Genomic DNA, 12,541 nt, shown 5'->3' with positions numbered 1-12,541 from the left:
CAGAATTAGATGGATACATCCACGCGGAAGTAGATCGGCGCTTCGCGCTCGGTCAGGGCGTCCGGACGTTCCAGGGAGTGGGCAAATGTGACGCTGGCGCTCAAGTGCTGGCCGCGGGCGAACAGTTCCAGCGAGTTGCTCGACATGCGGCCATGCTGGTCGCCGTTGTAGCGATCGCCCCGAATGACGCCCTGGTCGTAACCGAGGCTGGTGCCGTACTCGGCGAACACCGGACGCAGCCACTCCAGCGTCACCGGACGGCTCCAGCGCAGGTCGTTGCGCCAGTAGCCGCCGCTGTCGCCGGACAGCGTCTGGTCCTTGTAGCCGCGGACCGAAGACAACCCACCCAGGCTCATGCGTTGCGGGCTGAATAACGCGTCCTCGCTGCGCTGGCCGGTCATCAGGCTGCTGAAGCTGAAGGATTCGCCGCCCAACTCGAAGGACTGCAGGTAGCTGAGGGTGGCGGTGTATTTGCGGTATCGCGCATCCGGCACGCCAGGCCCAGGGTCGCGGTCGCCCTGGGCGTCGAGGGCGCCGATACCGTTTTGCAGGCCCAGGTCGAGGTTGACGAAGGCATTGCCGATCCGCCGCCCATGGTTGATGCCGAACTGCGCCTCGCTGATGCGATTGCTGCTTTCGGAGAGCTTGCTGTCTTCGATGAAGTTGTTGGTACGCAGGTAGGAAAGGCCTGTGTTGAGCGAGGTCTTGCTCACCGCGTCACGGTGGACCACCCGTTCCAGGCGCAACTGATGGTTCTGGCTGTCGCCGCTCTGCTTGAAGTTGAAGCCGTTGGCCTGGCCCAGCGCGCGATACTCGCTTTGGCTGTAGGTGTAGCTCAGGTTCCACCAGCCAAACGGCAGGTTGTAATAGAGCATGGCATTGCGGGAAGTCTTCTGATGGTCGCTGATGGCATCGTGGCCACCGCGCAGGGCCAGTTGATCGGCAAGGCCCAAGGGACTGTCCCAATCGAAGGCGGTAGCCCATTGCTGCTCGCCGGTACTTTTTTGCCCATCGTTATGCCGTGACAGGCCGACGCGCCAAGGTTTTTGCGAGGTATTGCTGACCAGCACTTCACTGCCGCCGATATTCTGTCCCGGCGTCAGCTCCATCCGGGCGCTGTTGGAGGGCAAACGGTTCAACTGATCAACCATTTGCTCGATGTCCCGCAAGTTGAGCAATTCGCCGGGCTTGCCGGGAAAACTCATGGCCAGTTCGCGCTCGGACAAGCCACTGCCCTCGACGCCCTTTAGTCCTTCAAGCCGTCCCTCGACCACCAGCACCTGCAGATGCCCACTGGACAAGTCCTGTTGCGGCAAATAGGCACGGCTCGTGACCAGGCCCTTTTCCAGGTACGCATCGGTAATGGTCTTGAGCAACTCGTTAAGCTGCGGCACGCCCAGGCATTGATTGATGTAGGGGGCGAGCAAGCGTTGGCGCTCACGCTCTGACAGGGCATCGGCGCCCTTGAGTTCGATGGTCTTGATCGGGAAGCAACGGTTGTCGGTCGGCGCGACGGGGGCTTGGGGTGTGGCGGGTTTGCCCGGTAACTCTTTGAGCTGTTCGAGGCGCCGGCGCTGCTCTTCGAGCAGACGGTCCTGGCGCTCGCGGATCAGATCCGTGTCGCCGGGGGTCGGCGCGGCGACGGCAATGTCCATCGCCAGAAAATACAGCGACGCGACGACAAGCCTTGTCCCTAAGGCATACACGGACATCTTCGATCCCTCGATACAAAACGACAGCAAAATTGCGGCGCAGGCCAAATCGGACAGCCTTCTGCGCGCACACCAGACCCTGCAGATCGCGTTCGGTTCAGAAATCGGACATTTTTTGACTCAAAAAAGAGACATGCCTCACAGGACACGTCCGAAATCACCTCGCTGATGAATACTTTTCGAAGAGAGCAACAAGCTGAACCGCATGAACTTTTCTTCACCCCACGCCTTCATGCAATCCGATACAGTCCCCTCGCTCATTCAAGAAACTAAGGTTTTAGCCCGCTCTCCCGCGGGCTTTTTTTTGCCTGTCATTTTTCGTCCCGGTAAAAAAATTTTCAGATTCAGGGCCAGCCGCCGATACAGCTCCGTTAAACGTTTTTGCTGGCTCTTAACAACAACAATCTTCCAGCCAACCGACGATAAGCAGCGCAACGTTCCTGGAGGAATTTGATGAATAGCTGGTTTGGCAACATTAGCGTCAACATGAAACTGGGCCTGGGCTTCGGCCTGGTGCTGGTACTGACTTGTCTCCTGGCCCTCACCAGTTGGACCAGCCTGGGCGGTTTGATCGACCGCAGTAATTGGATGAGCGACATCACTCAGCTCAACGCCGGCCTGACCAAGCTGCGCGTCGTTCGCCTGCAATACATGCTGGCCAACGGTGACGAGACCGTCGCACAAAATGTGCAGACCACCCTCGATGGTTTCGTCGCGCAACAAAATGCCCTGCTTAGCAGCTTCAAAAGCCCGGCAAACGTCAAGCTGCTCAAGGAGCAGAGCGCGGTCATCAGCGCCTATCAGGTGTCGCTGAACAAAATGCGCAGCGCCTACCGCACTGGCAACGCCGCGCGGGACGTCATGAGCACGAACGCCGAGGCAGCCTACAAGCTGATCGAAGCCATCGATTCCGATGTAAAGCAATTGGCGATCAGTGACGAGCGCTTCGCCCAGTTCCAGGCCATCACCCAGGCCAAGCAGGCGTTCATGCTGGCCCGCTATGAAGTGCGCGGCTATACCGCCAACCCCAACGCCGATACCGAACGCAAGGCCTTCGCTCAACTGGATGTCGCCATCGCTTCGCTGAAACCGCTCGATGAACATTTCGCCAGCACCCGCCAAGGGGAGCTGCGCCAGCTGGAGTCGACCCTGGTCCAATACCGCAGCGCCGTGCAGGCCTTCAAATTGGCCACGGCCGACGTCGTGCAGGCGCGCAAGGAAATGACCGACCAAGGCGCGACCATCGTTTCCCTGAGCGAGCAGCTGTACCAGATCCAACTCGACCGTCGCGACGCTGAAAGCGCCCAGGCCCGCACGCTGCAATTGGTCAGCACATTGCTGGCTTTGTTGGTGGGCATCATTGCCGCCGTGGTCATCACCCGCCAGATCACTCGACCATTGCGTGAAACCCTGGCGGTGGTCGAACGCATCGCCAGTGGCGACCTTTCGCAGAACGTCATCGTCACCCGTCGCGATGAGCTCGGTGTCCTGCAGCAGGGCATCGCTCGCATGGGCGTGACCCTGCGCGACCTGATCAGCGGGATCCGCGATGGCGTGACCCAGATCGCCAGCGCCGCCGAAGAACTGTCCGCCGTGACCGAGCAGACCAGTGCCGGGGTCAACAGCCAGAAAGTCGAGACCGACCAGGTCGCGACCGCCATGCACGAGATGACCGCCACGGTCCAGGAAGTGGCGCGCAATGCCGAAGAGGCCTCCCAGGCCGCAGCCGCCGCCGATGGCGAAGCCCGCGCCGGCGATCAGGTGGTCAGCGAAGCCATCGCCCAGATCGAGCGCCTGGCCAGCGAAGTGGTGCGCTCCACCGATGCGATGACTGTGTTGCAACAGGAAAGCGACAAGATCGGCGCGGTGATGGACGTGATCAAGGCCGTGGCCGAACAGACCAACCTGCTGGCGCTCAACGCCGCCATCGAAGCGGCCCGCGCCGGTGAAGCCGGACGCGGCTTTGCGGTCGTCGCCGACGAAGTCCGTGGCCTGGCCCAGCGTACGCAGAAATCCACCGAAGAAATCGAAGGCCTGGTGGCCGGGTTGCAGAACGGCACCCAGCAAGTGGCTGCAGTGATGAACAACAGCCGCAATCTCACCGACAGCAGCGTGGCCCTGACCCGCAAGGCCGGCGTTTCATTGGAAAACATCACCCGCACGGTGTCGAACATCCAGTCGATGAACCAGCAGATTGCTGCCGCCGCCGAGCAACAGAGCGCCGTGGCGGAAGAGATCAGCCGCAGCATCATCAATGTGCGCGATGTGTCCGAACAGACCGCCGCTGCCAGCGAAGAGACCGCTGCGTCCAGTGTTGAACTGGCGCGCTTGGGTGGTCAGCTGCAGCAGATGGTCAGTCATTTCAGGGTTTGATTACGGAAACGCCCGTTTCCAATGGAAACGGGCGTTTTGCATAGCGATGCAGCTCAAGCGTTCCAGGGATTGATCACTTCAATTCCAGGAAACTCGAAGTCTCTTATATTGCGAGTGGCAATAGGAGCGCCGTGAGCCCGGCAAATAGCCGCTATTTGCGCATCGGCCATACCCGCCGCCTTACCCTTGGCCTCACACGACGTAACAAGCGTTGCGTACTCAACAGCCGCATGGGCATCAAAAGATAAAATCCTGCCTGCAAAATCCTCTTCAAAAATTGCCATCGCATGGCATTCGAGCTTCTGCTTTCGCTTGCCGAAGGGCAGCCTGGCTATACCATGAAGAATTTCCGCTACCGTAATAGCGCAGATGACCAGATCCATCGCTGGCTGTGAATCGACCCAAGTCAGAACTTTTGTATCCGGTTCAATGCGCATGAATTCGGAAATCACATTGGTATCGAGGATTATCATTCAGAGAAATCCACCGCCTTTGCTTTTTCGTCACGGGACGGTAGGTCAAGCTCAACGCCCCCCAGGGCCCGGAACCTGTTTCGAATACGACTTCCCAATCCTCCCGCAGAATTAACCGTGGCCAATGCGCGCCCCAGAATAAGACGAGCCTCTTCCTCCATTGAATGACCATTGTGAGCCGCAGCGATACGCAGTTGCTCTTTTATTTGATCATCTAGATTTCGAATCGTGATACTAGCCATAACACCACCGCAATCAATGAAATCATTGACTGCAAGATTAGGCGACGAGTCTTCGAATTGTCCAGCCGCCGTTACACACTGATCGCATTGGTAAACACCAACCGATTCCCGAACGGATCCATCACGGTCATGTCCTGGCTACCCCAGGGCATGGCCTGGATCTGTGGGTGGGCGTAGCGGTATTGCTTGGCGAGCAATTGCTGCTGGAAGGCTTCCAGCTCATCGGTCTCGATTCGCAGCGCCGAGCCCGGCGTGCAATCGCCATGGTGCTCGGACAGGTGCAGCACGCAGTCACCACGGGAGACTTGCAGGTACAGCGGAAAGTCATCACCGAAGCGGTGTTGCCAGTCGACGGTAAAGCCCAGGAAATCGACATAGAACGCCAACGCCTTGGTTTCATCGAAGATCCGCAGGATCGGAGTGGTTTTACCGAAGCTCATGGGTTGCTCCCTGGCTGAAAAGTCCCAGTTTAGATGGGTTGAACTTACTGCTTCGGCTTTATATCCGGCTTCTTTAGTGTCGTAGTGCCATTATTGTGGCGCCAATTAACCCAATATCAACCGCTTATACGCCCTTCGTTGGACTAAAACCCCGACGCAGATCGCCTTCGCGCGCCAGGAAGCGCCCCTCACGAAGTCCGTTCGCCTGACCGTCGCAATAGCTCAGGGCACCGTTGACCCACACGCCATCAATTCCTTCGGCGGGCCGCTGAGGCTCGTTGAAATCGGCCACGTCGCGAACGGTTTGCGGATTGAACAAAACCAGGTCCGCCCAGTGTCCTTCACGGATTTCGCCGCGGTCCTTCAGGCCGAAGCGCGCAGCTGAAAGCCCGGTCATTTTGTGCACGGCGGTGTGCAAGGGAAAAAGTCCAATGTCTCGACTGAAATGTCCGAGTACCCGTGGGAAAGCGCCCCACAAACGCGGATGAGGAAAGGGGTCTTCGGGCAGGCCGTCGGAGCCGACCATCGATAACGGGTGCGCGAGGATTCGTCTTACGTCGCTTTCATCCATGCCGTAGTACACCGCGCCTGCCGGTTGTAGGCGACGTGCTGCCTCCAAGAGCGACACGTGCCATTCGGCGGCGATGTCCATCAGGTCTCGACCGCCCATGTGCGGATACGGTGTCGACCAAGTAATGGTGATGCGATGGGCATCGGTCACTTGCTTGAGATCAAGCGTCGAGGAGCTGGCCGCGTAGGGATAGCAGTCACAGCCGACAGGATGGGTTTTGGCCGCGTTTTCCAACGCCGCGAGCACCTGCGGACTACGCCCCCAATTACCGGCACCTGCACATTTGAGGTGGGAAATGATCACCGGGCTCTGTGCACGGCGACCAATCTGGAACGCCTCGTCCATGGCTTCCAGCACCGGTTCGAATTCACTGCGCAAATGGGTGGTGTAGACCGCGCCGAACGCTGCCAGCTCTTCGGTCAGCTGCATGACTTCATCAGTGGAGGCGCAGAATGCATTGGCGTAGGCCAGGCCGGTCGACAGGCCCAGCGCACCGTCCTCCAGGCTTTCGTGCAGTTGCCGACGCATCGCGGCGATTTCTCCCACCGAGGCCGTGCGCAACAAATCATCCATGTGATTGCTGCGCAACGCCGTGTGCCCGACCAACGCGGCCACATTGACCGCCGGCGTCGCTGTTTCCACCGCCCGGCGATAATCGGCAAAACGCGGGTAGGCGAACGCCTGGGCGGTGCCGAGCAGGTTCATCGGGTCCGGCGGATCGCCCCGCAGGCTCACCGGCGACGCACTGATACCGCAGTTGCCGACGATCACCGTGGTCACGCCCTGGCTGAGCTTGGGCAGCATCTGCGGTTGGCGAATGACCACCGTATCGTCGTGGGTGTGCACATCGATAAAACCTGGCGCCAGTACGCGGCCGGCGGCATCGATTTCTGTGATCGCCAGGGCACCGTGCAACTCACCGATGCGTTCGATGCGACCGCCGTGGATGGCAACGTCGGCGCAGTAGCCGGGCGTGTCGCGGCCATCGATGACCAGCGCATTGCGGATAAGCGTGTCGTACAGCATGTCAGTCTCCCAGCGGCAAATGGTCGTCGCCGCCGCGGTAATCGTCGAGGGCGAGTTTGACTCGCCGCAGGCGCTCTTGATTGTCTTCGGGATGGGCCAGCGCCAACTCGGTGGCGAGTACGTCGATGGCCAGCAGCATGCCGTAGCGCGCCGCCGTGGGTTTATAGATGAACGAGGTTTCGGCGCCTTGCAGGGGCAGCACGCAGTCGGCCAGTCGGGCCAGTGGCGAGTCGGCGCAGGTGATGGCCAGGATCGCCGCGCCGTAGCTGCGGGCCAACTCAACTGCACTCAACAGCTCCGGCGTGATCCCAGTCAGGGAACAGGCGACAACCAGATGCTGGTTGCTCAGCGAGGTGGCGGTGATGCGCATCATCACCGGGTCGCGGCAGGCGGCAATGGGGTAGCCGAAACGCACCAGCCGCACCTGCAGTTCCTCGCCACACAGCGCCGACCAGCCACCAAGGCCGAACGCATGGATCATTCGTGCCTTGCCGATCATCCGCACGGCATCGCCGAATCGCGACTCTTCGAACCCTGACAGATGCTGGCGCAGGGTCGCTTCGATGTCGCCGACGATCTGTCCATAAAACGCCGACTGTTCCGGCGCGCCGGCCGGGTCGAGGAAACGGCTGCCGACGCCGCTGGCCTGGGCCAGTTGCAGGCGCAAATCCCGCAGGTCGCGACAACCGACGGTACGGGCGAAGCGCGACAGGGTGGCGCTGCTGACTTCGGCACGCAGGGCCAATTCTTCCAGGCTGGCGGAGGCGGCAAATCCTACGTCGTCGAGCATCAGCCGAGCGATTCTTCCTTCGCCGGCGCTGAAGGAATCTTGGCGGGAGCGGATCTGGTAGAGGATGTCCATGACGGCTCCTTGCAGTGGCGGTCAAAGCACGCGCGCAAGCCCTAGGGTCATGGCGAACGCGACCAGGGATATCAATGTCTCAAGCACCGTCCAGGTCTTGAACGTTTGGGTGACGGTCATATTGAAGTATTCCTTGATCAGCCAGAAGCCGCCGTCGTTGACGTGGGAAAAGATAACCGACCCGGCGCCGGTCGCCAGCACCAGCAGTTCGGGATGGGGATAACCCAGGCCGATCGCCACAGGCGCGACGATGCCCGAGGCCGTGGTCATCGCCACCGTGGCCGACCCCGTGGCGACGCGCATCAGTGCGGCGAACAACCAGCCCATGACCAGCGGTGACAATTGGAATTCCTGGGCCAGGCCGACGATTTGCTGAGTCACCCCGGCGTCCACCAGGATCCGGTTCAAACCACCGCCAGCGCCCACCAGCAAAGTGATGCTGGCGGTCGGTGCCAGGCATTCGTTGGTGAATTTGAGGATCGACTCACGGTTGAAGCCCTGGGCCAGGCCGAGGGTCCAGAAGCTGAGGATGGTCGCCAGCAGCAAGGCGATCACCGAGTTGCCGATAAAAAGCAGGAACTGGTTGAACCCGCTGCCCGGCGTGGAGATCAGGTTGGCCCAGCCGCCGATCAGCATCAGGATCACCGGCAGCAGGATGGTCCCCAGGGTCACGCCGAAACCCGGTAGGTTGGCGCGCGGTTCACGGTCGAGGAATTGTCGCTCCAGCGGATTTTCGGCCGGCAGCTGGATGCGCGGCACGATGAATTTGGCGTACAAGGGGCCTGCGATAATCGCGGTGGGAATGCCGATCAGGATCGCGTACAGCAAGGTCTGCCCCACCGAAGCCTGGAACGCCTGCACCGCCAGCATCGCCGCCGGATGCGGCGGCACCAGCGCATGGACCACCGACAGCCCGGCGACCATCGGCAGCCCCACCATCAGGATCGACACGCCCACACGCCGGGCGATGGTGAACGCGATGGGCACCAGCAATACAAAACCGACCTCGAAGAACAGTGGCAGCCCCACCAGGAAGGCAATGCACACCATCGCCCAGTGGGCGTTGCGCTCGCCGAAGCGTTCGATCAGCGTCTGCGCCATGCGCTCGGCCCCGCCGGACTCAGCCATCATCTTGCCCAACATCGTGCCCAGGGCCACCACCAGCGCGATGTGCCCCAACGTCTTGCCGACACCGGCCTCGTACGCCCCCACCACGCCCGAGGGCGGCATCCCGGCCAGCAGCGCCAGGCCAATGGAGACCAGGGTAATGACGATGAACGGATTGAGCCGATAGCGCGCGATCAGGACGATCAGCGCAATGATGGCGATGGCCGCGTAGACCAGTAGCCAATATCCGAAAGCAGGTGCCATGCGTTACTCCTCGAATGGGGTCACGTCGATGTGTTGTGAAACTCATAAATCATTTCGACGAGGAATCTTCAAACCCACTGAAAGTAATTTTCGCGCACAGGTAAAATTTGTCGCGGACGGACATCGCGACACGGCCGTGATGAAAATCCGGCGCAAGATTTTCATCGTCCTCGTGGCTGGCAGCCCCGCACTCAATTCCGTACCATCGGCCCCTGTTTTTTGCACCATTCCCCGGCAGCCGACGCTCCACCGGCGCCCAGTCAGGTAAACCATGAAACCAGCACGTCTTCGCGCCGACGCCCTCGCCGGCCTCACCACCTCTTTCGCCTTGCTCCCCGAATGCATTGCCTTCGCCCTGGTGGCCCACCTCAACCCACTGATGGGGTTGTACGGCGCGTTCATCATTTGCACGCTGACCGCTTTGTTCGGCGGTCGGCCCGGGATGGTGTCAGGCGCGGCGGGGTCGATGGCCGTGGTGATCGTCGCGTTGGTGGTGCAACACGGTGTGCAGTATCTGTTGGCGACCGTGCTGCTGGGCGGGCTGATCATGATGGTGTTCGGGCTGTTACGACTGGGCAAGCTGGTGCGCATGGTGCCGCACCCGGTGATGCTCGGCTTCGTCAATGGCTTGGCCATTGTGATTGCGCTGGCGCAACTGGAGCATTTCAAGAACGACGGCGTCTGGCTCAGCGGCACCCCGCTCTACCTGATGGGTGGGCTGGTGGCGCTGACCATGGCCGTCGTCTACCTCCTGCCGCGCCTGACCCGCAGCGTGCCGCCGGCCCTTGTGGCGATCCTCGGCGTTGGCCTGGCGGTCTATCTGCTCGGCCTGCCGACCCGGACGCTGGGGGACATGGCCCACATCGCGGGCGGCTTGCCGACCTTTGCCTTGCCAGACATTCCCTGGAACCTCGAAACCCTGCAAATCGTCGCGCCCTATGCGGTGATCATGGCGATGGTCGGTTTGCTGGAAACCCTGCTGACCCTGAACCTGACCGACGAAATCACCGAGAGCCGTGGCTATCCGGACCGTGAGTGCGTGGCGCTGGGTGCGGCCAACATGGCCTCCGGCCTTTTGGGCGGCATGGGCGGTTGCGCGATGATCGGCCAGACGATGATCAACCTCAGCTCGGGCGGGCGCGGGCGGTTGTCGGGGATGGTGGCTGGGGTGATGGTATTGCTGTTCGTGCTGTTCCTTTCACCGCTGATCGAGCGCATTCCGCTGGCGGCGCTGGTGGGCGTGATGTTCGTGGTGTCGCAACAGACATTCGCCTGGGCATCGTTGCGAGTGGTCAACAAAGTACCGGCCAACGATGTGCTGGTGATCATCGCGGTGACCGTCATCACGGTGTTCACCGACCTGGCCGTCGCCGTGCTTTGCGGAATCATCATCGCGGCGCTCAACTTTGCCTGGCAACAAGCCCGGGAGCTGTACGCCGACGCGCACATGGAGGCGGACGGCAGCAAGCTTTATCACCTGCACGGCACGTTGTTCTTCGCCTCGACGACTCAGTTCCTCAATCAGTTCGACCCGGCCAACGACCCGGCCCTGGTGACGGTCGATTGTCGTCACTTGAGCTTCGTCGACTACTCTGCCATCGCCGCGTTGATGACCCTGCGCGATCGCTACAGCAAGGCTGGCAAGCATCTGCGCGTGTTCCATCTGTCGGAGCGTTGCAAGCGGATGCTCAAGCGCGCGGGCGTGCACCACGACTGACAAGACGCCGACACAAAACCCGTGGAAGCAAATGTCTCTTTGACTACATCAGTGACGGGACGAGTATCGAGAACCGGTCCTTGCCCAAATCACTCAAGCCTTGAGGTCACGAATCAGCCTTGAACTCCCGCGAGGCGTATTCGGCGAGCTTGCCCTGGATAAAGTCCAGGAAACACTGGATCCGCAGGGCCAGTTGGGAGTTGCGGTAGTACACCGCGTTGATGGGCTGGCGGTAGCCGCTGTTGGCGTCGGCAAGCAGCACCTTCAGCCGACCGGTTTGGATGTCGTCACGGGTCATGAAGTCCGACAGGCAGGCAATGCCCTGCCCTTGCAGGGCCAGGTGACGCACCGTTTCGCCGCTGGACGCGCTGATGGCCGGCTGGATCGCCCAGCGATCACCGTGCTGATGACGCAGCGGCCACTGGTTGAGCCCGTCGTTCTGGGCAAATCCCAACAACGAATGCTCGACCAGCTCGGCGACGCTCTTGGGCGTGCCACGTTGCTTCAGGTAAGTCGGGCTCGCCAGGATGTGCAACGGACTGCACCCCAGCGAGCGGGCGTGCAGTGTCGAATCAGTGAGGGTGCCGATGCGGATGGCGACATCCGTGCTCTGTTCGAGCAAATCGATGATCAAGTCGTTGCTGTTGAGCTCCAGCTGGATATCCGGGTAGAGCGTGCGGAACTCGTCGATGTGGGGAACGATGGCGTGGAGCATGAACGGCGATGCGGCGTTGATCCGCAGGCGCCCGGCGGGATTTTTCTGGCGAGACGACAGACGCTCTTCCAGTTCATCCATCTGGTCGAGAATGCCCTTGGCCTGTTCAAAAAAATACTTGCCCTCTTCGGTCAAGTCCATGCGCCGCGTGGTGCGGTTGATCAACGTGGTGTCGAGCTTTGCCTCCAGCCGCGACAACGTGCGACTGACCGCCGAGGGCGTCTGCCCGACTTGCTCGGCGGCAGCGGAGATGGATCCGCATTCGATCACGCAGACGAAAATCTGCAACTCGTCGGATCTGGCTTTCACAAATGTCCTCTCGCTTTCAGGCAAGTCCCGATAGTAGCCGGATTACCGCGAAAGGCCGAACACCTCGATCAAATGCCGCTCATACCGCGCCACATCTTCCTCGATGTTCGGGCGCTTCATCACGTCTACGCACAGGAAGGTCGGCAGGCCAGTCATGCCAAGAAACTGATTGGCCTTGTGGAACGGGAAGTACACAGCGTCCACACCCTTGGCTTCGAAGAAGTCGCTCGGGTCGTCGAAGGCTTGCTGCGGGGCGTTCCAGGTCAGCGACAACATGTACTGCTTGCCCTGCACCAGGCCACCGCTGCCGTACTTTTGCGAAGCATCGGAACGCGTGCGGCCGTCGCTGGCATAGAGGCTGCCGTGGCCTTCGGTGAAAACTTCGTCGATGTATTTCTTCACGGTCCACGGGGCCCCCATCCACCAGCCAGGCATCTGGTAAATGATCACGTCGGCCCAGAGAAATTTGGCGACTTCTTCCTTGATGTCATAGCCACCGTCGATGAAGGTGGTTTTCACATCCAGGCCGCCACGGTCCAGGACGCTTAGCGCGGTGTCGTGAAGGGTGGCGTTATAGCGACCGTCGGAATGGGCGAATTGTTTGCCGCCATTGAGAAGCAGGACTTTTTTCATCGGGAGCCTCATCGGTTCCAAGGCGGGGCCGCTGGGCCGACGCCAATGGAAGATTGAAAATGATGGCGGCAGAGTACCGATGCACTTCGCAAGAAAT

11 protein-coding genes and 1 pseudogene are annotated in these 12,541 nt (G+C 60.7%); 3 read left to right on the top strand and 9 right to left on the bottom strand.

Annotated features, from left to right (window positions below; genetic code table 11):
* Positions 1-5 precede the first annotated feature (5 nt).
* Positions 6-1,712 (bottom strand): ShlB/FhaC/HecB family hemolysin secretion/activation protein, encoded by a 1,707-nt coding sequence (locus JZ00_RS17525; RefSeq protein WP_039592368.1) that lies wholly within the window; start codon positions 1,710-1,712, stop codon positions 6-8.
* Positions 1,713-2,165: 453 nt separating this feature from the next.
* Here JZ00_RS17525 and JZ00_RS31995 point away from each other — a divergent pair.
* Together JZ00_RS31995 and JZ00_RS31990 are read left to right on the top strand one after the other, a co-directional pair.
* A pseudogene (locus JZ00_RS31995) lies at positions 2,166-3,179 on the top strand (methyl-accepting chemotaxis protein); the annotation flags it as partial.
* 42 nt (positions 3,180-3,221) lie between these two features.
* Entirely contained in the window at positions 3,222-4,085 is an 864-nt protein-coding gene (locus JZ00_RS31990; RefSeq protein ID WP_412177682.1) for a methyl-accepting chemotaxis protein, read from the top strand.
* A 53-nt stretch (positions 4,086-4,138) separates the two neighbouring features.
* Here the strand turns inward: JZ00_RS31990 and JZ00_RS17515 are convergent, their stop codons facing one another.
* The 6 genes from JZ00_RS17515 to JZ00_RS17490 form a co-directional block, all read right to left on the bottom strand.
* Entirely contained in the window at positions 4,139-4,558 is a 420-nt protein-coding gene (locus JZ00_RS17515) for a type II toxin-antitoxin system VapC family toxin (RefSeq protein WP_039592370.1), read from the bottom strand.
* Positions 4,555-4,800, bottom strand: a complete 246-nt coding sequence (locus JZ00_RS17510; protein WP_039592371.1) for a FitA-like ribbon-helix-helix domain-containing protein — start codon at positions 4,798-4,800, stop codon at positions 4,555-4,557. Before JZ00_RS17510 ends, JZ00_RS17515 begins: the two co-directional genes overlap by 4 nt.
* Before the next feature lie 71 nt (positions 4,801-4,871).
* Positions 4,872-5,240 (bottom strand): glyoxalase superfamily protein, encoded by a 369-nt coding sequence (locus JZ00_RS17505; protein ID WP_039592372.1) that lies wholly within the window; start codon positions 5,238-5,240, stop codon positions 4,872-4,874.
* Between the two features lie 124 nt (positions 5,241-5,364).
* Positions 5,365-6,837 (bottom strand): N-acyl-D-amino-acid deacylase family protein, encoded by a 1,473-nt coding sequence (locus JZ00_RS17500; RefSeq protein ID WP_039592373.1) that lies wholly within the window; start codon positions 6,835-6,837, stop codon positions 5,365-5,367.
* A gap of 1 nt (position 6,838) precedes the next feature.
* Complete coding sequence (locus JZ00_RS17495) at positions 6,839-7,699, bottom strand: MurR/RpiR family transcriptional regulator (protein WP_039592374.1); 861 nt, start codon at positions 7,697-7,699, stop codon at positions 6,839-6,841.
* A gap of 21 nt (positions 7,700-7,720) precedes the next feature.
* Positions 7,721-9,070: a GntT/GntP/DsdX family permease gene (locus JZ00_RS17490; RefSeq protein WP_039592375.1), complete on the bottom strand. Its 1,350-nt coding sequence runs from the start codon at positions 9,068-9,070 to the stop codon at positions 7,721-7,723.
* 271 nt (positions 9,071-9,341) lie between these two features.
* Between JZ00_RS17490 and JZ00_RS17485 the strand changes: the two genes are divergently transcribed.
* Positions 9,342-10,787: a SulP family inorganic anion transporter gene (locus tag JZ00_RS17485; protein ID WP_039592376.1), complete on the top strand. Its 1,446-nt coding sequence runs from the start codon at positions 9,342-9,344 to the stop codon at positions 10,785-10,787.
* A gap of 106 nt (positions 10,788-10,893) precedes the next feature.
* Here JZ00_RS17485 and JZ00_RS17480 read toward each other — a convergent pair whose 3' ends face one another.
* Positions 10,894-11,811, bottom strand: a complete 918-nt coding sequence (locus JZ00_RS17480) for a LysR family transcriptional regulator (RefSeq protein ID WP_039592377.1) — start codon at positions 11,809-11,811, stop codon at positions 10,894-10,896.
* 42 nt (positions 11,812-11,853) lie between these two features.
* Positions 11,854-12,444: an NAD(P)H-dependent oxidoreductase gene (locus JZ00_RS17475; protein ID WP_039592378.1), complete on the bottom strand. Its 591-nt coding sequence runs from the start codon at positions 12,442-12,444 to the stop codon at positions 11,854-11,856.
* Positions 12,445-12,541 lie beyond the last annotated feature (97 nt).

Source organism: Pseudomonas frederiksbergensis, assembly GCF_000802155.2.
Lineage (GTDB): Bacteria > Pseudomonadota > Gammaproteobacteria > Pseudomonadales > Pseudomonadaceae > Aquipseudomonas > Aquipseudomonas frederiksbergensis_A.
Note: the sequence above shows the minus strand (reverse complement) of the source record. Positions and strands in the feature narration are given on the sequence as shown.

Coding starts and splice junctions, on each gene's coding strand:
- JZ00_RS17500 (WP_039592373.1), bottom strand. CDS start 6,837: ATGCTGTACGACACGCTTATCCGCAATGCGCTGGTCATCGATGGCCGC.
- JZ00_RS17525 (WP_039592368.1), bottom strand. CDS start 1,712: ATGTCCGTGTATGCCTTAGGGACAAGGCTTGTCGTCGCGTCGCTGTAT.
- JZ00_RS17510 (WP_039592371.1), bottom strand. CDS start 4,800: ATGGCTAGTATCACGATTCGAAATCTAGATGATCAAATAAAAGAGCAA.
- JZ00_RS17485 (WP_039592376.1), top strand. CDS start 9,342: ATGAAACCAGCACGTCTTCGCGCCGACGCCCTCGCCGGCCTCACCACC.
- JZ00_RS31990 (WP_412177682.1), top strand. CDS start 3,222: ATGGGCGTGACCCTGCGCGACCTGATCAGCGGGATCCGCGATGGCGTG.
- JZ00_RS17505 (WP_039592372.1), bottom strand. CDS start 5,240: ATGAGCTTCGGTAAAACCACTCCGATCCTGCGGATCTTCGATGAAACC.
- JZ00_RS17475 (WP_039592378.1), bottom strand. CDS start 12,444: ATGAAAAAAGTCCTGCTTCTCAATGGCGGCAAACAATTCGCCCATTCC.
- JZ00_RS17490 (WP_039592375.1), bottom strand. CDS start 9,070: ATGGCACCTGCTTTCGGATATTGGCTACTGGTCTACGCGGCCATCGCC.
- JZ00_RS17515 (WP_039592370.1), bottom strand. CDS start 4,558: ATGATAATCCTCGATACCAATGTGATTTCCGAATTCATGCGCATTGAA.
- JZ00_RS17495 (WP_039592374.1), bottom strand. CDS start 7,699: ATGGACATCCTCTACCAGATCCGCTCCCGCCAAGATTCCTTCAGCGCC.